21 protein-coding genes, 1 tRNA gene and 1 riboswitch are annotated in these 19,903 nt (G+C 49.9%); of the genes, 19 read left to right on the forward strand and 3 right to left on the reverse strand.

The window, feature by feature from the left end; translation table 11 throughout:
* The first annotated feature begins 555 nt into the window (after positions 1-555).
* The 9 genes from LRP49_RS20235 (at position 556) to thiH (ending at position 7,100) form a co-directional block, all read left to right on the forward strand.
* Positions 556-678 (forward strand): hypothetical protein, encoded by a 123-nt coding sequence (locus LRP49_RS20235; RefSeq protein WP_274144585.1) that lies wholly within the window; start codon positions 556-558, stop codon positions 676-678.
* Between the two features lie 85 nt (positions 679-763).
* Positions 764-840: transfer RNA gene (locus LRP49_RS20240), tRNA-Trp, on the forward strand.
* Positions 841-1,009: 169 nt separating this feature from the next.
* Positions 1,010-1,393 (forward strand): fluoride efflux transporter CrcB, encoded by a 384-nt coding sequence (gene crcB, locus LRP49_RS20245; RefSeq protein WP_078751549.1) that lies wholly within the window; start codon positions 1,010-1,012, stop codon positions 1,391-1,393.
* A gap of 49 nt (positions 1,394-1,442) precedes the next feature.
* Positions 1,443-1,541: riboswitch (TPP riboswitch) on the forward strand.
* A 102-nt stretch (positions 1,542-1,643) separates the two neighbouring features.
* Positions 1,644-3,557 carry a phosphomethylpyrimidine synthase ThiC gene (gene thiC / locus LRP49_RS20250; RefSeq protein ID WP_274144420.1) on the forward strand — a complete coding sequence of 638 codons (1,914 nt, stop codon included), beginning with the start codon at positions 1,644-1,646 and terminating at the stop codon, positions 3,555-3,557.
* 9 nt (positions 3,558-3,566) lie between these two features.
* Entirely contained in the window at positions 3,567-4,232 is a 666-nt protein-coding gene (gene thiE / locus LRP49_RS20255) for a thiamine phosphate synthase (protein ID WP_274144421.1), read from the forward strand.
* Positions 4,210-5,001, forward strand: coding sequence for a HesA/MoeB/ThiF family protein (locus tag LRP49_RS20260; RefSeq protein WP_274144423.1), 792 nt, complete (start codon positions 4,210-4,212; stop codon positions 4,999-5,001). Before thiE ends, LRP49_RS20260 begins: the two co-directional genes overlap by 23 nt.
* Positions 4,985-5,185, forward strand: coding sequence for a sulfur carrier protein ThiS (gene thiS / locus LRP49_RS20265; RefSeq protein WP_274144425.1), 201 nt, complete (start codon positions 4,985-4,987; stop codon positions 5,183-5,185). The genes LRP49_RS20260 and thiS overlap by 17 nt, the downstream gene beginning before the upstream one ends.
* A 2-nt stretch (positions 5,186-5,187) precedes the next feature.
* Entirely contained in the window at positions 5,188-5,958 is a 771-nt protein-coding gene (locus tag LRP49_RS20270) for a thiazole synthase (RefSeq protein WP_067413202.1), read from the forward strand.
* Positions 5,959-5,972: 14 nt separating this feature from the next.
* The gene (thiH, locus tag LRP49_RS20275; protein ID WP_274144428.1) at positions 5,973-7,100 is read left to right on the forward strand and encodes a 2-iminoacetate synthase ThiH; all 1,128 of its coding nucleotides are present in this window, start codon (positions 5,973-5,975) and stop codon (positions 7,098-7,100) included.
* Positions 7,101-7,160: 60 nt separating this feature from the next.
* Here the strand turns inward: thiH and LRP49_RS20280 are convergent, their stop codons facing one another.
* Both LRP49_RS20280 and LRP49_RS20285 read right to left on the reverse strand, forming a co-directional pair.
* Positions 7,161-8,948, reverse strand: coding sequence for an aminopeptidase P family protein (locus LRP49_RS20280; protein WP_274144429.1), 1,788 nt, complete (start codon positions 8,946-8,948; stop codon positions 7,161-7,163).
* Between the two features lie 94 nt (positions 8,949-9,042).
* Positions 9,043-10,011, reverse strand: a complete 969-nt coding sequence (locus LRP49_RS20285; RefSeq protein ID WP_274144431.1) for a LysR substrate-binding domain-containing protein — start codon at positions 10,009-10,011, stop codon at positions 9,043-9,045.
* Between the two features lie 100 nt (positions 10,012-10,111).
* Here LRP49_RS20285 and LRP49_RS20290 point away from each other — a divergent pair, with 100 nt between their 5' ends.
* Entirely contained in the window at positions 10,112-11,308 is a 1,197-nt protein-coding gene (locus tag LRP49_RS20290; RefSeq protein WP_274144433.1) for a multidrug effflux MFS transporter, read from the forward strand.
* A gap of 186 nt (positions 11,309-11,494) precedes the next feature.
* Positions 11,495-11,785: an H-NS-like global regulator TsrA gene (tsrA, locus tag LRP49_RS20295; RefSeq protein WP_274144435.1), complete on the forward strand. Its 291-nt coding sequence runs from the start codon at positions 11,495-11,497 to the stop codon at positions 11,783-11,785.
* A gap of 12 nt (positions 11,786-11,797) precedes the next feature.
* On the opposite strand, the gene LRP49_RS20300 is transcribed toward tsrA, so the two are convergent.
* Positions 11,798-12,676: a DMT family transporter gene (locus LRP49_RS20300; protein ID WP_274144437.1), complete on the reverse strand. Its 879-nt coding sequence runs from the start codon at positions 12,674-12,676 to the stop codon at positions 11,798-11,800.
* A 137-nt stretch (positions 12,677-12,813) separates the two neighbouring features.
* Between LRP49_RS20300 and rmuC the strand changes: the two genes are divergently transcribed.
* From rmuC to tatD, 8 genes are all read left to right on the forward strand, one after another.
* On the forward strand, positions 12,814-14,334 hold the full coding sequence (rmuC, locus tag LRP49_RS20305) for a DNA recombination protein RmuC (RefSeq protein ID WP_274144438.1): 1,521 nt from the start codon (positions 12,814-12,816) through the stop codon (positions 14,332-14,334).
* Positions 14,335-14,518: 184 nt separating this feature from the next.
* Positions 14,519-15,298 (forward strand): bifunctional demethylmenaquinone methyltransferase/2-methoxy-6-polyprenyl-1,4-benzoquinol methylase UbiE, encoded by a 780-nt coding sequence (gene ubiE / locus LRP49_RS20310; RefSeq protein WP_274144440.1) that lies wholly within the window; start codon positions 14,519-14,521, stop codon positions 15,296-15,298.
* A 9-nt stretch (positions 15,299-15,307) separates the two neighbouring features.
* Positions 15,308-15,937: a ubiquinone biosynthesis accessory factor UbiJ gene (locus LRP49_RS20315; RefSeq protein ID WP_274144442.1), complete on the forward strand. Its 630-nt coding sequence runs from the start codon at positions 15,308-15,310 to the stop codon at positions 15,935-15,937.
* Positions 15,934-17,568, forward strand: a complete 1,635-nt coding sequence (ubiB, locus tag LRP49_RS20320) for a ubiquinone biosynthesis regulatory protein kinase UbiB (RefSeq protein ID WP_274144444.1) — start codon at positions 15,934-15,936, stop codon at positions 17,566-17,568. Before LRP49_RS20315 ends, ubiB begins: the two co-directional genes overlap by 4 nt.
* Before the next feature lie 83 nt (positions 17,569-17,651).
* Entirely contained in the window at positions 17,652-17,882 is a 231-nt protein-coding gene (tatA, locus tag LRP49_RS20325) for a Sec-independent protein translocase subunit TatA (protein ID WP_067413228.1), read from the forward strand.
* 3 nt (positions 17,883-17,885) lie between these two features.
* Entirely contained in the window at positions 17,886-18,239 is a 354-nt protein-coding gene (gene tatB, locus LRP49_RS20330; protein ID WP_274144446.1) for a Sec-independent protein translocase protein TatB, read from the forward strand.
* A 39-nt stretch (positions 18,240-18,278) separates the two neighbouring features.
* The gene (gene tatC / locus LRP49_RS20335) at positions 18,279-19,037 is read left to right on the forward strand and encodes a Sec-independent protein translocase subunit TatC (RefSeq protein WP_274144447.1); all 759 of its coding nucleotides are present in this window, start codon (positions 18,279-18,281) and stop codon (positions 19,035-19,037) included.
* A 71-nt stretch (positions 19,038-19,108) separates the two neighbouring features.
* Positions 19,109-19,888: a 3'-5' ssDNA/RNA exonuclease TatD gene (gene tatD / locus LRP49_RS20340; RefSeq protein ID WP_274144448.1), complete on the forward strand. Its 780-nt coding sequence runs from the start codon at positions 19,109-19,111 to the stop codon at positions 19,886-19,888.
* The last annotated feature ends 15 nt before the right edge of the window (positions 19,889-19,903 follow it).

Consider the following 19,903-nt stretch of genomic DNA (forward strand, 5'->3'; position numbering starts at 1 on the left):
AAAGAAACCTCAGCAGAAATGCTGAGGTTTTTTGCTATCTGCAACCCTGAAAAGTGATTCGCACTTTAGGTCGCGTCCGGGAGGCCGGCCCCACTTGCCGTGCGCAACTAGGCGTCCCCATTGAGTCCCATCCGCTCTAACACTTATTAAGAAGCCCTCACTGGGTTGTCCGTTTCAAATAACTAGGCTTTTTTGCATCTGAATTTTCCAAGAGGATTGTGAGAAATCACACGGTTGGAGTTTGTTTCAATGCTCAAGCTTTCTATGGCTTGTTTAAGCCACTGTATCTATGTATTGATATTTGGATTCTAAAGTTACTCTCCTGTACGCGACGCAAATCACATGATTATTAATTCCATGAATAATAAGAATTAATAATGTTATCATTATGTATGAATTATTTGACAGCGAGCCATGGTTGGCCGAATGTAAAGATATAGAGATTATCAGTTGAGTTTCTATTGGTATTCTTCTCGAGATCGGCACATATCAACTGTTTTTTGTCACGTTACTATGAACCTAATTGAAACCTTTGGAGATCCTAGGATGGGAGATTTGTCTGCTTTAATTCAGATGACACTACTTTGCACTGCGGTAGCTACTGCAGTAGCAGCCCCCGCTGTCATCGCATTGCTGGCGTTTAACAAATATAAGCAAAAACTCGCTGAAAAATCATAGTATTGCTCGATATCTGTCCAGTTGAACGCTCTTTAGCATTATCTTCTAGCAATTTATCTAAATATCGCTAGAATGGCGTTCGTATAGGGGTGTAGCTCCAATTGGCAGAGCAGCGGATTCCAAATCCGCGTGTTGGGAGTTCGAATCTCTCCACCCCTGCCAGATTTAAAGCCTCAGCAGAAATGCTGGGGCTTTTTCGTTTCTGACATTTACATCTTCGACAGCCCTTCTCATTTCTGCGCAAAACTTATTATTCCATTTATCGATTTAGCACTCGTTGTTTTAAGGGCGTATGATATGCCTACTTAAAAATCCACAATGGTTATTGCTAATGAATCAAGCCATATTGCTACTCTATATTGGGCTTGGCGGCGCATTTGGTGCCTGCTCTCGCTATTTAATCTCCGAACTATGTGTCATGTTGTTGGGTCGTGGATTTCCATATGGAACGTTGACAGTCAATGTGGTTGGCTCATTTATCATGGGGCTCCTTGTTGCAGGTCTAGAGCAAGAAACATTTGGGCCAGGGCCTTGGAGGCATCTGATCGGGCTAGGCTTTTTGGGTGCCCTAACGACGTTTTCGACCTTCTCTATGGATAACGTTTTGCTTCTACAGCAAGGAGAATGGTTCAAAATGGGGTTGAACATTGTCCTTAACGTGTTCGTTTGTATCTTTGCTGCGTGGGCTGGCTTTCAGTTGCTAATGCGCGGTTAGTCACGTTAACAGCTGTTGAGATGACGTAGTACATTTCTTATACTGCATTTGATACTTGTCGGAGTGCCATTTGGCTGAGACTGCGAAAGCGGGATCCGTTGAACCTGATCAGGCTAATACCTGCGAAGGGAACAAGAGAAAATGTGTAGTGAGCGTGTAATAGAGATAGCAGATCTTTATCTAACGACTCATACCTCTTGCTCAGCAAATCCGGCAAGCATTTATTCCCAATAAATACTGGAGTAATGCTATGTCGAATCGTAAACAAGCCCGTACCGAAGCAAAAGCGTTTATTGATAACCTGTCGGTGCAACCCTTTCCCAATTCTCAGAAAATCCACGTAGAAGGCTCGCGTCCCGATATCCGGGTAGGCATGCGTGAAATCTCGCTGTCTCCCAGCCTTGTGGGCGGCACAAAGGACAATCCTGAGCTTGAACCTAACGAACCCATTCGTGTTTATGACACCTCGGGTATTTATACCGACCCTAGTTATGAGATTGATATCTACGGTGGTCTGCCAAAACTGCGTGAACGCTGGATTGAAGAGCGCAGTGATACAGAGTTTCTCGACAGCGTTAGTTCTGACTTTGCACAACTTCGTCTAGATGATGAAACCCTCGATGAGCTTCGATTTGGCAATCTGCCGACAATTCGTCGCGCTAAAGAAGGTCAGTGTGTTACACAGCTTCACTATGCGCGTAAGGGGCTTATTACCCCAGAGATGGAATACATTGCCATCCGTGAAAACATGGGGCGTCAGAAGTTTACAGATGAACAGCTAAACCATCAGCACCCAGGTCAAAGCTTTGGTGCTAACCTGCCAAAAGAAATTACGCCGGAGTTTGTGCGTAAAGAAGTTGCCGAAGGTCGCGCAATTATTCCTTCCAATATCAACCACCCTGAATCAGAGCCAATGATCATTGGTCGTAACTTTCTCGTGAAAGTGAATGCCAACATCGGTAATTCCTCGGTGACATCATCGATTGAAGAAGAAACGGAGAAACTGGTGTGGTCGACTCGCTGGGGCGCAGATACCGTGATGGATTTGTCTACCGGTCGAAATATTCACGAAACGCGTGAGTGGATTCTTCGAAATAGCCCAGTGCCAATTGGCACAGTGCCTATGTACCAAGCACTTGAGAAAGTGAATGGTGTTGCGGAAAACCTGACGTGGGAAGTCATGCGTGACACCTTGATTGAGCAAGCCGAGCAAGGGGTGGATTACTTCACCATCCATGCAGGTGTCTTGTTGCGCTATGTGCCCATGACGGCTAAACGTGTAACGGGTATTGTCTCGCGCGGCGGTTCAATCATCGCGAAGTGGTGTTTAGCGCACCACACCGAAAGCTTCCTTTACACCAACTTCCGTGAGATCTGCGAAATCTGTGCGAAGTATGACGTGGCTCTGTCTCTAGGTGATGGCTTGCGTCCGGGCTCCGTCGCCGATGCAAATGATGAAGCGCAGTTTGCTGAACTGCGAACACTGGGCGAGCTGACCAAGATTGCATGGGAATACGATGTACAGGTGATCATTGAAGGCCCGGGTCATGTGCCGATGCACCTTATCAAAGAAAATATGGAAGAGCAGCTAGAGCACTGTCATGAAGCACCTTTCTACACCTTAGGCCCACTGACCACTGACATTGCACCGGGTTATGATCACATTACCTCAGGCATAGGTGCCGCACTGATTGGTTGGTACGGCTGTGCAATGTTGTGTTACGTGACACCCAAAGAACATTTGGGCCTGCCCAACAAGGAAGATGTGAAAACCGGCCTTATCACCTACAAGCTTTGCGCACACGCGGCAGATTTGGCTAAAGGCCATCCGGGTTCACAGGTGCGTGACAACGCCTTGTCAAAAGCGCGCTTTGAATTCCGTTGGGAAGATCAGTTCAATCTCGCGCTCGACCCAGACACCGCGCGCGCTTACCACGATGAAACGCTACCGCAGGAGTCGGGCAAGGTCGCACACTTCTGTTCTATGTGTGGACCAAAATTCTGTTCCATGAAGATCAGCCAAGAGGTTCGAGAGTACGCGAAGAACATCGAAGAGGGGGAAGCCATCGAAGTCAAGATGTTGGAAGACCCACTCGAAGGCATGAAACAAAAATCGGCCGAGTTTCTCGCTAAAGGCAGCGAGCTTTACCATACCAAAGCATAAGGAGGGAGCATGAAACCTTCTTTGAGCTTTGCCCGTATGGAGGGGGGCATTGGCCCCCTGTATCCGGTTGTCGATGATGTGGCGTTGCTAAAGCGATTGTTGGCGTTTGGCGTCAAAACCGTGCAGCTTCGAGTAAAAGACGCTGAGCATCCGCAGTTGGACGCCATGATCCAAGAAGCTGTGAAGTGTGGAAAACTCTGTGACGCACAGGTGTTTATCAATGATCACTGGCAAAAAGCCTTGGCTGCAGGCGCATATGGGATCCACCTTGGGCAGGACGATCTGAAAACCGCGGATCTGGCGGCGATCGCTAACGCGGGGGGCCGCCTAGGTGTGTCGACGCGCACGGCCAACGAGCTGGATTTAGCCTTAGCCATTAACCCTAGTTATGTCGCAATTGGCCATATTTTTCCAACACCCACGAAGCAGATGCCAACGCCACCACAAGGCGTGGCGCAGCTTGCCAAACACCTGAAAACCGTGAATGGACAAGTGCCAACGGTCGCAATTGGCGGTCTTGATTTGTCCGTGGTGTCAGAGGTGTGGCAAACCGGTGTGGATGCAGTTGCAGTGGTACGTGCGGTGACCCAGTCCTGTGACTTGGCGGCCACGCTGCAATCTTTCGCTGACATCTTGAATGAGGAAGCGCGCCATGGCGAAGCAACCGCTCTCTGATCAGGCGTTTCAGCGTTACAGCCGACAAGTCATGCTGTCGGAATGGGGTGAAGACAATCAAAGCACCTTGGCAAATGCCAAGGTGCTGATTGTCGGGTGTGGCGGCCTTGGCACGGCTGCAGGCTTGTACCTCTCCGGTGCGGGCGTGGGCCAGCTTGTGTTGGCAGATGACGATGAATTGGAACTGTCCAATCTTCCCCGTCAGGTGGCTTATCGCGAAAGCGACCTTGGCAGTCACAAAGCAAAGGCACTGGCGGCGCAATTGTCAGCACTCAATAGTGAGAGCCGTTGCCGCGTTGTCGCCAGACGTTTAAGCGGTATGTCCTTGTCATTGGAAGTATCGCTTGCGGACGTGGTGCTTGATTGCAGTGACAACATGCAAACAAGACAAGCCGTGAATAAGGCCTGCACAGAGAATCGCAAACCACTCGTTGCCGGTGCGGCTATCGGTTGGCAAGGGCAATTGATGGTGTTTGATTTCTCTCGCACCTCATCGCCTTGTTATCACTGTCTGTTTCCCGTCAATGAAGAGGCTGCACCAAGAAACTGCCAAAGTGCTGGCGTGGTGGGCCCTGTAGTCGGGACCATCGGTAACTTTCAGGCGTTAGAAGCGTTAAAGCTTTTGATGAACCAGAGCCAGTCCCAATCGTCTTTTTATCAGTTAGATGGCAAAACGCTAAGTTTGCGCTCGATGAAGGTGCCTTCCGATCCGACCTGCAGCGTCTGCCAGTGTGTGAACACGGAGGTGCCAGATGCAGATTTGGCTTAATGAACAGGCATATTCGCCATCCGCTGCCACCAACTTGTTGGCCTTGGTAGCGGAATTGGCGTTACCCGAAAAGGCCGTCGCTATCGCCATTGGTGGTGACATTATTCCCCGTAGCCAGTGGCAGGAAACTGCGCTGACCGACGGAATTCAGGTTGCAGTATTCCAGGCTATTGCCGGAGGTTAGTCATGTTAAAGATTGCCGATAAAACCTTTTCTTCCCGTTTGTTTACCGGAACGGGCAAATTCTCGGGCACCCAAATGATGGCCGAGAGCCTGATTGCCAGTGGCTCTGAACTGGTAACCATGGCACTAAAACGCGTGGATATCCAAAACCGCGACGATGACATCCTTTCACCACTCATTGCATCTGGCGTCAACTTGCTGCCAAACACGTCAGGTGCAAAGACGGCGAAAGAAGCGATTTTCGCGGCAAGATTGGCGCGCGAAGCCTTGGGCACCAACTGGCTGAAGCTGGAAATTCACCCTGATCCCAAATACCTGATGCCGGACCCAATAGAGACGCTAAAAGCCGCGGAAGCCTTGGTCAAAGAAGGCTTTGTGGTGCTGCCATACTGCCATGCTGACCCTGTGCTGTGTAAGCATCTGGAAGAGGTGGGTTGTGCGGCAGTGATGCCGCTTGGCGCGCCAATTGGCAGTAACAAAGGTCTCGCGTCGCGTGATTTTCTCGACATCATCATCGATCAGGCTAAGGTGCCCGTAGTGGTTGATGCTGGCATTGGTGCGCCCTCTCATGCTGCGGAAGCGATGGAGAAAGGGGCGGATGCAGTGTTAGTAAATACCGCGATTGCAGCGGCAGCGAACCCTGTTGCGATGGCGAAAGCCTTCAAGATGGCCGTGGAAGCTGGGCGTATGGCTTATGAAGCGGGACTGGCCGGTCAGGTGAGGCATGCGGTGGCATCAAGCCCATTAACCGCCTTCCTTGATGAGCTGGCATAAAGGTGGAGACAGGGATGAGTTTTTCAACATTTTGGGAAACGCAGGATTGGGATGATATCCGCTTGTCCATCGGCGCAAAGACAGAGGCCGATGTGCTTCGCGCGTTGGCGAAACCAAAGCGCGATTTGGAGGATTTCAAAGCCCTGATTTCTCCCGCGGCAGACGCACACTTAGAAGCGATGGCGCAACAAGCGGCCGCGTTAACCCGCCGCCGCTTCGGCTATACGGTCAATTTTTATGTGCCGCTCTATCTGTCGAACCTATGTGCCAATGCGTGCACTTACTGCGGCTTTTCAATGGAAAACCGCATCAAGCGCCGCACCTTGTCTGTTGATGACATTGAGCGTGAATGCAATGCCATCAAAGCCATGCACTTTGACAGCATTTTGCTGGTCACGGGCGAGCACCAAACCAAAGTGGGCATGGCGTATTTTCGCGAGGCACTGCCAGCGATAAAACGCCACTTCAGTTATCTGGCCATGGAAGTGCAGCCGCTGGAAGAAGTGGAATATGCAGAGCTTAAAGGCCTCGGTTTGGATGCGGTGATGGTGTATCAGGAAACTTATAACCGGGCGACCTATGGTGAGCACCATCTTCGCGGCAACAAAACCGATTTTGCCTACCGTCTGGATACGCCCGACAGGCTGGCGCGCGCGGGTATCGACAAGATTGGTATTGGTGCTTTGATTGGCCTCGATGATTGGCGCACTGACAGCTTTTTGGTGGCGAGTCATCTGGATTACCTTGAGCGCACCTATTGGCGAAGCCGCTATTCGATTTCGTTCCCTAGGCTTCGCCCTTGTGAAGGCGGTTCTTCGCTAAACAAGGTGCAGCCAAAGTCGGTGATGTCGGACAGGCAATTGGTGCAGCTTATCTGTGCCTACCGCTTGCTGAACCCAGAAGTGGAATTGTCGCTCTCGACCCGCGAGTCGCCGGTGTTTCGCGATAAGGTGTTGCCGCTTGGCATCACTACTATGTCAGCAGCGTCGAAAACCCAACCGGGTGGGTATGCCGATGATGTGCCCGAGCTTGAACAGTTTGCGGTATCCGACGAGCGCAGTGCTGCAGCGGTCGCGCAGGCGGTCAAGGCGGCAGGGTTTGAAGTGGTGTGGAAAGACTGGGACCCGAGCTATTCCGGTTAATGGCTTCAAAATAAAAAAGAGCACCTGACGGTGCTCTTTTCTTTTACGGGAGTATCTTGCTTAGCGAGATAGAGGCGCAGTGGCTTGCTCAAGCCATGCCAGATCGTCACCGTCCAATGCTGGGCTCACATCCTGCCACACTCTCTGGTGATAATCGTTCCACCATGCGATTTCGCTGTCAGTTAGCAAAGAGACATCAACCAAGCGACGGTCGATAGGCGCGCGCGTCAACGACTCAAAGCCCAATACTGTCATGTCGCCAGCGGTCGGTACTTCAACAACCAGCTCTAGGTTTTCGATACGGATACCGAACGCATCTGCACGGTAGTACCCTGGCTCGTTTGACAGCACCATACCGGATAGCAATGCCACTGTGTTTGGAGCTTTAGCGATGCGCTGAGGGCCTTCGTGAACACTCAGGAAGTGACCGACACCATGACCAGTACCGTGGTCGTAGTCAAAGCCGTGCGCCCACAAGTGCTGGCGTGCCAATGCATCCAGTTGGCTGCCCGCAGTACCTTTCGGGAAACGCGCAGTTGCCAGTGCGATGTGGCCTTTTAACACCAGTGTAAACGTGGTTTTCACATCAGCATCGCACTCGCCAATCGCAACAGTACGGGTGATGTCGGTGGTGCCGTCTGGGTACTGGCCGCCGGAGTCTACCAAGTACACGTTGTTCAGTTCCAGGCTGCTTGGTGCTGGCTGATTCAGGTGGTTGTAGTGACACATGGCGGCGTTGCCGCCTGCCGCTGAAATGGTGTCAAAACTCAGATCTGCCAAGGTGTCGTCGAGTTCACGGAAGCTGTAAAGCTTGTCGGAAAGCTCTGCTTCGTTAGGTAGATTGCCTGCAGTAACCTCGCGATCCAGCCATGCAAGGAAGCGGCTAACGGCCACGCCATCGCGCACGTGTGAGGCTTTCATGCCTGCAATCTCAGTCGCATTTTTGGCTGCTTTTGGCAGCATGCATGGATCAGCTGCGTGTTTGATGTCTGCGCCGTTTTGGCTCAGCACTTGGCTTGCCCACGCGTTGCTGGTCATAGGGTCAACCATGACGGTTTTGCCGTTAAATGCTGTCAGTGCTGATGCCATCTCATCCGGTGATGCCACGGTAACACCCGCGCCAACGTGCGCTGCAAAGCCTTCTGGTAGGCGGCTTGGGTCGATAAACAGTGTGACATCGCCATTGGCTTGGATTGTCGCACTTGATAGCAGCACTGGCAGGCGAGACACATCGCCGCCACGAATGTTCAGCAGCCAGCAAATGCTGTCCAATTGGCTCAGCAATGCCGCGTCTGCACCTGCTTTGGCAATTACTTCACCGATTTGGGCGCGTTTCTCTGCGCTGCCTTGGCCAACGAACTCGTTGCTCATCAAGCGAGCTTGCGTCAGTAAAGGGGCTGGGCGGTCATGCCAAATCGCATCGATAGGGTTGCTGTCGATACGTACCAGTGCCAGTTTGCCTTCCACTGTCTGCTCAGCGTTTATCAGCCAGTTTGCGCTGTGAAGGCGAGTATCGACGGCTACTTTGCTATCAGGTGCCAGATTGTCTTGCAGCCATTGCAGCGCAGGTTCTTCAATCAGGTGGCGGTATTCGAAAATCTCACCCGGCACTTGCTTGCGAACTTGTACCGTGTAGCGACCATCCACAAACATGGCAGCCTTTTCACGGGTGATCACGGCAGCACCGGCAGAGCCTGTAAAGCCAGTAACCCAATGGAGGCGCTCGTTGTGCGCGGGAATGTATTCTCCAAGAAATTCGTCTTCGTGCGGAATGATCAGTGCGTCCAGTGCGTGATCGTCCAGCCAGCGTCTCAATGCATCGACGCGTTCAGCAATAATGGCGTGCATTTGTCGTCCTATTGGTAATACCTGCCACTCTCCAACCGCGAATGGGCCAAATCGGCAGGTATGGGTAAGAAATCTTGTATGTAGATAGCATAAGCTATCTGTTTTCCTCAGCCGCTGCAATTTCCGTCATCTGTCGACAACGCGAAATAATCAACTGGCGTAACCATTGGTGGCCGGGATCATTTTGCTGGCTTTGATGCCAGAACAGGGTATATGCCATCGGCGGCAGCGGCGTCGGTAACGGCAGCACCTGCAAATTAAGCTGTTTAGCGACCGCATTGGCAAAGTGTGACGGTGAGGTAAAGACCAAGTCCGTGTGGGTACAAAGGCTCGCCGCGCTGTTGAAGTCCGGCACGTACATTGCAATGTCGCGATCTAGCCCCAGCTCTGCAAGTTTGTAATCCAGCAGCCAGCGATCGCTGCCATCACAACGTACCTGAACATGACGCTGTTTGAGGTAGGCATCGAGGTTCCACTGCTTATCTAAAACAGGGTGCCCCTTTCGCACGATCACACGCTGGTGGTCTTGGTACAGCTCTTCGTAAATGATGCCTTTCGGTGGCATTAGCGTCAGCATGGCATCTGCGGGGTTTAAGTCCTTGCCAGTGATGCCAAAATCCACTTCACCGCGTGCCATTGAATCAAACGTGTGGCGCCCCCAAGCCTCGGTATAAAGTGTGATGGAAGGGGCGGCATCGAGAATCTCACCAAGAAATCGTGGCATCAGTAGCGGATACGAGCTTTCCACCAAAGACAAATGAAAGCGTCGATCGCTAGTGGCAGGATCAAACTCATCTGAAATCGTCAGCCCTTCCACATGTTGAAGCAGGTTTTTCAGCCCTGCTTTTAGCGACAGTGCTTTTGGCGTTGGATGCAGTCCACGGGATGTGCGGTTAAACAGGGGGTCATCAAATTGTTCGCGCAGCTTGCCAAGGCTCTTGCTGACCGCAGACTGGCTCAGGTGCAGCCGCTGGGCTGCGCGGGTAACGTTGCATTCTTCCAGCAGCACATGCAGACAAATCAGCAAACTGAGGTCGTAACGCAGCAGTTGATTGAGGTTCATTGAGTGTTATTCCAAATGGGAATGTCTGACCTGAATATATACCATTTTTATTCATATCAAAATCTCACTACACTGCACGCCAAATTATCAGGAGAAACCTATGTCCACCCCTTCTTCAAAACCTGATGGCCGCTTAGTTGCGTTAATGGTGCTGCTGGTTCTGTTCAGCCCACTGGCTATTGATATTTACCTCCCTGCAATGCCGTTAATGGCGCAGGAGCTGGGTGTTTCTGTTACTCGCATGCAAGACACCATTTCTTGGTTTTTGGTCACCATGGGGTTGGGGCAATTAGTGGCTGGACCGTTGGCCGATCGCTTTGGGCGTCGCCCCGTTGCGATGGCGGGCATCGCCATATATACCGTGAGTGCGGGGTTAGCATGGATTGCATCGTCAATGGATGCCTTATTAGCAGCACGCTTGCTGCAAGGCGCGGGTGCATGTGCAACGTCTGTATGTGCCTTTGCAGCGGTGCGCGATACGTTTAGCGGTAAGCGTTGCGGCCAGATGATCAGTTATCTTAACGGTGCTATCTGTTTTATCCCTGCATTGGCTCCGCTTTTGGGGGCTTGGCTAACTGCTCAGTTTGGCTGGCGTTCAAACTTCTCCTTTATGATGGCATTTGCGCTGGTGGCTTTTGTGCTGGTGTTTACTTTGTTCCGAGAGACTCGACCAGCAGACACCGATACATCAGGCTCTCTGCTTAGCCCTGCTCGTTACTGGTCAGTGTTGAAAGAGCCAGCGTTTGTTTACCACGCTATGCTTTGCTTGTTAGCCATGTCAGTGATCTTGTCCTACGTGACGTCTGCGCCTGTTCGCCTCATTAATGGCTTGGGTCTTAGCATGGAGGAATTCACTGTGTGGTTTGGTATTAATGCGGCGTTTAATATCTTCGCATCGATGACTGCACCAAAGGTGATGGACATGATTGGCAGTCGTAAAACGCTTAATGGCGGCCTGATCACTTTAGTGTTTGGTGGTGTGCTTATGTTGTCGTTTAGCCACATCCAAGCCCCGTGGGCCTTTATGGTACCCGTGTTTATCTCTTCATTTGGTTTTGCATGGGTACTGGGCTCTGCTGCAGGTAAAGCATTGGAACCTTTTGGTCAGCGTGCAGGTACGGCAGCGGCATTGCTGGGTCTGTTCCAAATGAGTGGCTCTGGTGTTCTGGTCAGCCTTAGTCAGCGTGTTGGATTCTCAGAGCCAGAGCTATTGGCTTTTCATATGTTCTTGATGATTCCGGGTTTATTGCTGCTTTGGTCAGCAAAAGGTAAACGCTGGCACGTTGCAGAATGTTAGTTGTAATCAAATGATTTAAAAATAAGACGCGGAAAGCGCACGGTCTCGACAACCGAAATACCCAAGTATTTGCCCGCCAATTAAAATTGTGCGGGTTTTTTTTGTTGTTTAATCACGAAAGGGAGTATATTTAATGTGCGATAACTCCAAAACCTTTCAAATTCAAATTACAGGCAGTAAATAAATATGTCGATGTCGATGCTTGAATTAGCTCGTCATCTGGAGATGCTTGACGAATCTCCAGAGAAAATAATGTTTGGTAAATTGCTTACTGAATTAAGTGGTATGAGCGAAGAGCGTGTTCAACGCGCAGCACGCCAAGTACCAATCAGTAGCTTACGCGAACTGGTACATCAGTTTAATAAAGTGATTCATGAACGTCGCGGTGAACGTGTACAAGAGTTGGCGCAAGAAATGGCCAATGACGGGATATCCGCAGAAGAGCTACGCGAGTATCTCGCGCAGCGTAATGGTTAATCGCGTTTTTATTTAAGCTTTGCTTTTTCGCTGCTGAATCACTAATCCAATCACTATCATCACCAACCCGATCAAGGTCGTTGGATGAATTTGTTCGCCTATTATTGTGGCAAGCAATATCAGTGAAATGAACGGCGAAATAAAAATAAGGTTGCTGACCTTCGCGGCATTGCTGGCTAATTTTACGGCATTTAACCAAAGTACAAAGGTGATGCCCATTTCAAATAGGCCAACATAACTGACGGCGAGCCAACCTTGCCACGGAATACCCTGCCAGTCAGAGGTATACAGGCTAAGGCCGATGGAAAACGGCAGTGAGAGTAGAAAACCAAGCAAGAGCCCAATCACGGGATCCGCTTGGTTTTTTGCGTTTAAAATCCAATAGCCAGCCCAAAGAAGAGTCGACAACAGTGCCAATCCTACCCCCATTGGGCTGTCAAACTGTAGGCTGAAGATATCCCCTTTTGTGGCGATCACCACCACTCCGGCATATCCCAATGCTGCCGCTATCCAATCCTGCTTTCGAATCTTTTGACCCAGAAAGATGGCAGCCATCAATGTCAGCGTAATTGCCCACGAGTAATTCAATGGTTGTGCTAATGAGGCGGGCAACAAGTCGTATGCTTTGAATAAAACCAGATAATAAATAAACGGATTAATCAGCCCCAGCATCAAGTAATACAGTGGGCGTTTAGCAAACGTCGATGAAAGCTGGTTCAGTTTCCCTTGCCAAGCGGCAACGGCGATCAACGAAAGGGTAGATACCACACTGGCCGCTGCCAGCATTTGAATCGGATCCATGTAGGAGAGGGTAATTTTAAACGCGGTAGCAACGGTAGACCAAAGCAATACGGCTGCCAGTCCGTAGCTGATCGCAAGGCGGTCGTTCATGTAATGCACTTATTTAGAGTAAGGTTGAGAATCCCGCAGTCTAGTGCAAATAACCACCACTGGAAAAGCTGGACATTTATCCAGTGTCTGATTAGCCTTCTTTACGGGATATCACGAGAAATGAAAAGGTTATCAGCATGCAGATTGCAACCCTGCTTACCGACAGTGCAGTGTGGATAGCGGCGGGATTAGGCGGTGTCGCCGTGGCCACGTTTGGCGGTATTTATCATAGACAGGCCTTACGTAACTTGCGCGCACTTATCGAGCAGCAACGACTGGCCGATGAAAAAATCAGTCAGGCGGCATTGGCGCATCTCACCACTGAGAATCAATCATTAAAAGATGAATTAGACGGGCTGGATCTTGAGCGTGACAGGTTAAGCGCAGAGCTTCGTACGCAATATGCGAAACTGGCCGGTGCTGCTGAGAAGCTCCGTCAAATGGAGCTGTTGCGCGCCGAAAAAGAGCAGCTTACAGATACGCTCGATAACCTTCGTGATAACAAGGCGGCACTTGAACTTACGCTCCGTGAGCAGCAAACCCGCACAGAAGAGCAGCTAGAGGCGGCCGAAGGGAAAATTCGCCTGCTTGAAGGTGCCGAAGAGCGTCTTCGCGTGCAATTTGAAAGTCTGGCTAACAAAGTCTTCGATCATAAAACCCGTACCGTCGATGAGCAGAATCGCCAAAGTATGGAGTCGTTACTTGGCCCGCTAAAAACGCAACTAGAAGGATTTAGAAAGCAGGTGACGGATAGCTTTGGTGAGCAAGCCAAGGAGCGTCATACCTTAGTGCATGAAATTAAGAACCTTCAAAAGCTCAATGAAGACATGACCCGCGAGGCCGTGGCACTCACACAGGCATTGAAAGGGGATAATAAGCAGCAGGGCAACTGGGGAGAGGTGGTTTTAGCACGTGTACTTGAGGAGTCAGGTCTGCGTGAAGGCTATGAATATCAGACGCAAGTTAGTCTTGAAAACGAAGATGGCAAACGCTATCAGCCTGATGTCATTGTTCGCTTGCCGCAAGAAAAAGATGTGGTGATTGATGCCAAGATGGCATTGGTCGCGTATGAACGCTATTACCATGCCGAAACGCTGACAGAGAAAGACATTGCACTGCGTGAGCATGTTGCGTCTATTCGTGGGCATATTCGAGGCTTAGGACGTAAGGATTATCATCAGTTACACGGGATTCAAAGCCTCGACTATGTGTTGATGTTCATTCCTGTCGAACCTGCATTCCAAATCGCCATTGAAGCCGAGCCGTCACTTATTCGTGAGGCATTGGATCACAACATTATGCTTGTGAGTCCAACCACCTTGTTGGTGGCACTGCGCACCATCAATAACTTGTGGCGTTATGAGCATCAAAACCAGAATGCGCGATTAATTGCGGATAAAGCGGCAAAACTTTACGACAAGCTGCGTTTATTTGTTTCTGATGTCGAGGCAATGGGCGTGGCGTTAGATAAAGCCAGTGACAGTTATCAAAACGCGGTAAATAAGCTATCGAGTGGTCGCGGTAATATTTTGCGTCAGGCAGAGAGTTTTAAAGCGTTAGGCGTAGAAGTGAAGCGAGATATCAGTCCCGCTATGCTGAAAAAAGACACCTCAGATGACAGTGAAGAGATAGCGACACTGGACGTTTCATCGGATTGAAGTGACAAAGGATTGGCGTACCAAGCTCTTTAACCGGACACTAAGGGCATGCTCAAATAACCTCGAGATGCCAGTGCTCGTCTTACTCGCGCTCCTTGTGATTGATTGAGTATGTAAAGTACACTAAGCGGCAAAAATATCGGGTATTTTTAGTTTCCAGCCCGGTGTTACTCAGGGGTTTACAATGACAGATACAACACAGGGCGTGATGCAAGACGCGGAACAGAATACCACTCACTTTGGTTTTCAGACCGTAGCCAAAGAAGACAAAGTTGGCATGGTAGCTAACGTCTTTCACAACGTAGCCGCAAAGTACGACATCATGAATGACGTGATGTCGATGGGTATCCACCGAATTTGGAAGCGTTTTACCATTGATTGCAGTGGTGTTCGCCCAGGTCATCGTGTGCTTGACCTTGCTGGTGGTACTGGTGATCTCACTGCAAAATTCTCTCGCATTGTTGGCGACAAAGGCCAAGTCGTGCTGGCGGACATCAACAATTCCATGCTGAATGTAGGCCGTGATAAATTGCGAGACCTCGGCATTGTCGGCAACGTGAATTACGTGCAGGCGAACGCGGAAGAGCTACCGTTCCCAGATGACTATTTTGACTGTATCACGATTGGTTTTGGCCTTCGCAATGTCACCGACAAAGACAAAGCACTGCGTTCGATGTATCGCGTCTTAAAACCCGGTGGTCGCCTGCTGGTGCTGGAATTCTCTAAGCCAATTGTTGAGCCGCTATCTAAAGTTTACGACGCATACTCTTTCCATCTTCTGCCGAAAATGGGCGAAATCATTGCGAACGATGCTGAAAGTTACCGCTATCTAGCGGAGTCCATTCGTATGCACCCAGATCAGGATACCCTGAAGGGCATGATGGAAAGTGCAGGCTTTGAGCAAACTAAATACTTCAACCTGACCGGTGGCATTGTTGCACTGCACCGCGGTTACAAGTTCTAAGGGATAGTTATGCCTCTAGACCCATTGGTTACCGCTGTCGTTGAAACCAGCTTAAACACGCTTATCCGTCAGGATGGGGAAAGCCAGCGTCGATTAGCCAAGCTGAAGGGCAGCGTTCTGCGCGTTCGCCTGACTGATATCAACAAACAGCTGATTTTCGTCTTCAGCCAACAAGTTGATGTGCTTGCAGCTTATGAAGGTGAGGCGGACTGTGAGCTGGCACTGGCGATTTCCGTTGCACCGCAACTTAAAGACAAAGCCAACCTGACCAAGCTAATCAAGCAGGACAAGCTGCACTTAGATGGTGACATTGACGTTGCTCAGCAGTTCTCCAACTTACTTAACGGTATTAACCCTGATATTGCCGAGTGGCTGTCTCATTACACGGGTGATGTTGTGGCGCATACATTGGTGCGCGGCGCGCAGCAGGGTATGGCATTTCTCAAACAAATGACTGAGCGTAATCAACGTTATGTGGGTGAGCTGGTGGTTGAGGAGTGGCGCCTTGCACCGGGTGCGCTGGAAATTGCCTATTTCGCCGATCAGGTTGATGATGTGCAAAGTCAAGCCTCACGCTTGTCTGCCCGTTTTGACGCGCTGGAGAAACGTCTAGCAGCCACTGAGACGGAGCGCGCATGACACCTAGCGAAATTCGTCGTCTTTATAAAATTACCAAGGTTCAGCTTAGCTACGGGCTGGACGAACTATTGCCAAAGCAGCCGATCACCCGTGGTCCGCACCTGATGCGAAAGATGCTGTTTTGGATGAAAAACCGTCACACAGACAAAGCTATGGGCGCGCGTCTGCGCCTTGCTTTGCAAGAGCTGGGTCCCGTGTGGATCAAGTTCGGTCAAATGATGTCTACCCGTCGCGACCTTTTCCCTCCTGCCATTGCCGATCAGCTTGCTATGTTGCAAGACCAAGTAGAGCCGTTTGATGGCAAACTCGCCAAAGCGCAAATGGAAGACGCACTGGGTGGACCGTTGGAAACCTGGTTTGATGATTTCGATGAAACGCCGCTGGCCTCAGCGTCCATCGCTCAGGTGCACACTGCGACCTTGAAAGAAAATGGCCGAGAAGTGGTACTCAAGGTAATTCGTCCTGACATCCTTCCGGTTATTCAAGCTGACATCAAACTGATGTATCGCATGGCGCGTATCGTTTCCCGCTTCTTGCCAGAAGCTCGTCGTTTAAAACCTGTTGAGGTAATACGCGAGTATGAAAAGACCTTGCTGGATGAGCTGGATCTGATGCGAGAAGCGGCCAATGCCATTCAGCTTCGTCGCAATTTCGAAAACGACCATATCCTTTATGTCCCAGAAGTGTTCAGTGATTACTGTCGAACATCGTTAATGGTGTCAGAGCGTATTTACGGTATTCAGGTCTCGGATATTGAAGGGCTAAAAGCTAACGGCACCAACTTGAAGCTGCTCGCTGAACGTGGTGTTCAAGTGTTCTTTACGCAGGTATTTCGAGACAGCTTCTTCCATGCAGATATGCACCCTGGGAATGTGTTCGTGTCTTATGACCACCCCGAAGATCCGCAATGGATTGGACTGGATTGTGGCATTGTCGGCACATTGAACCGTGAAGATAAACGCTATCTGGCTGAAAACTTTCTGGCGTTCTTTAATCGCGATTACCGCAAAGTTGCCGAGCTTCATGTTGACTCGGGCTGGGTGCCTCACGATACCAATGTCGATGAGTTTGAGTTTGCAATTCGAACGGTCTGTGAGCCCATTTTTGAAAAGCCACTGTGCGAGATCTCCTTTGGGCATGTACTGTTAAATTTGTTTAACACTGCGCGACGCTTCAATATGGAGGTTCAGCCGCAATTGGTACTGTTGCAAAAGACCTTATTGTACGTAGAAGGTTTGGGCAGACAGCTATATCCCCAATTGGATTTATGGGATACCGCTAAACCTTTCCTTGAAGATTGGATGGGGCGCCAAGTTGGTCCACAAGCGGTGTGGAATGCAATTAAAGAAAAAGCACCATTTTGGGCTGAAAAACTGCCTGAATTACCTGAGCTGGTTTACGATAGCCTGCGACAGGGAAGGCAGGTCAATCAGCGAATGGATGTTATGTACAGAGAGTTTATGGCAGCAAGAAAACGCCAAAATAAGGCAAAATTCTTATTAGGTGTTGGTGCCACGATGCTGGTGACATCTGCCATACTCTATAGCAATCAGATCGAAGTTCTTCCTGAGGTTGCAGGGGGAATTGCCGTGTTCAGTTGGATGTTCGCGTGGCGAGCGTTCAATAAGTGAGATTTATCAATTTAGTTGTAACAGTATCCGAGTAGACTCCGGTTACTTTTTTATTCACCACATAACGCAGAGGTAGCACTAGCATGGGTGGTATTAGTATTTGGCAACTGCTGATCGTTGCAGTCATCGTTATTCTTCTGTTCGGAACCAAGAAGCTGCGCAACATTGGCGGCGATTTGGGCTCGGCGGTAAAGGGCTTCAAGAAAGCCATGGCTGACGACGAGAAGAAAGATGCTGATTTCGGCCAGGAAAAACTGGAAGAAAAAAACAGTACGGCACAAAAAAGCGAAGCGAAAGACAAAGAGCAGGCTTAATCCGTGTTTGATATCGGTTTTTGGGAGCTGATCCTAATCGCTGTTGTTGGTTTGGTGGTTCTCGGCCCTGAGCGGTTGCCGGTGGCTATTCGTAACGTGTCGCGCTGGATTGGTGCGGCTCGTCGTATGGCGGGTTCTGTGAGAGATGAGCTGGAACAAGAGCTCAAAATTCAAGAGCTGCAGGATAACCTGAAAAAAGCCGAGCAGATGGGCATGAAAAACCTGTCTCCAGAATTACAACAGTCAGTTGATGAGCTCAAAAAAGCAGCGGAAGATGTACAACGCCCTTACTCACCGAAGAGCGACAATACAGACGCTGCAAGCGTATCCAGCCCTACCAAGGACAAGACCGAATAACGGTTGTCTGGGTGGGGCCCAGTTTTTTGTCGAGAATCTATGTCATCTGTTGAAGATACCCAACCGCTCATCAGTCATCTGGTAGAGCTAAGAGACCGACTCCTGCGCGCCTTGTTGGCTGTGCTGGTGGTGTTTCTTTGCTTGGTTTATTTTGCCAACGATATTTACACCTTCGTTTCTGCACCTTTAGTTGATCGTCTTCCAGAAGGGACAAGCATGATCGCGACAGATGTCGCGTCGCCATTCTTCACCCCCATCAAGTTAACCTTGGTGGTATCGGTGTTTTTGGCGGTACCGATGATCTTGTACCAGATGTGGGCATTTGTAGCTCCGGGGTTGTATAAACACGAAAAGCGTTTGGTGATGCCGCTTCTGGCGTCCAGTTCACTGCTTTTTTACTGCGGCGTGGCGTTTGCGTATTTTGTCGTGTTTCCGCTTGTTTTCGGGTTCTTTACCTCCATTGCACCAGAAAATATTGAGATAGCGACGGACATCGCAAGCTATCTGGATTTTATTCTCGCGTTGTTTATGGCGTTCGGTATTGCCTTTGAAATACCCGTTGCCATCATTTTGTTGGTGTGGACGGGTGCGGTTGACCCTGATGATTTGCGTCAGAAACGTCCTTATATCATCGTTGCAGCGTTTGTTGTTGGTATGCTACTGACGCCGCCTGACATCATTTCACAGACCTTATTGGCCATTCCAATGTGTCTGCTGTTTGAAGTCGGCCTTTTCTTCTCACGCTTTTATAAACCGCGTGGTGATGAAAGTGAAAATGAAGAGCACAGCCAAGGTTAAAGCCTGTCAAACATCGAAAAGCCAGTGTTACACTGGCTTTTTTTATGTCTCCCATTTGGGCAGGAACACACGTGATAGATATAGGCGTCAACCTCACCAGTAGCCGATTTGATAAGGACCGCGATGACGTAGTCATGCGCGCTAAAAACGCGGGTATCACAGCGATGGTTTTAACCGGCACCGATTTAGATTCCAGTCCGGAAGCGGCAGCGTTGGCGTTGCGTTACCCTGATTTTGCGTATTCAACGGCGGGTGTTCATCCCCATGATGCAAAATCGGTCGAAGATTTATCTCTGCCCTCGATTCGCACGTTGGCGATGCAACCTCAGGTTGTGGCCATAGGGGAGTGCGGATTGGATTTTAACCGCGACTTCTCACCTCGACCGCAGCAAGAAGCGGTGTTTGACGCGCACTTAAAACTTGCGGCCGAGCTCAACATGCCCGTATTTTTGCATTGTCGTGATGCGCACGAGCGCTTTATGGCGATTCTAACACCTTGGTTAGATAAACTGCCTGGAGCAGTTCTGCATTGTTTTACAGGTTCAGAAGACGAGTTAAACGCATGTTTAGAGGCCGGCCTATATATTGGGATCACTGGCTGGGTGTGCGATGAGCGTCGTGGGGAAGCACTGCGTGAGATTGTGCCACTCATTCCAGACGATAAGTTAATGATCGAAACCGACGCGCCGTATTTATTGCCTCGAGATCTGAAGCCTAAGCCCAAATCAAGCCGCAACGAGCCGAGCTATCTCCCTCATATTGCCAACGAAATAGCGTTGTTACGTCAGCAGGATGCGGAACAGTTGATCGCACAAAGCACGAGTAACGCTCGTCGATTCTTTGGTTTGTAAATGCAATCCTCAAAC

This window comes from Enterovibrio qingdaonensis (assembly GCF_028683135.1).
GTDB lineage: Bacteria > Pseudomonadota > Gammaproteobacteria > Enterobacterales > Vibrionaceae > Enterovibrio > Enterovibrio qingdaonensis.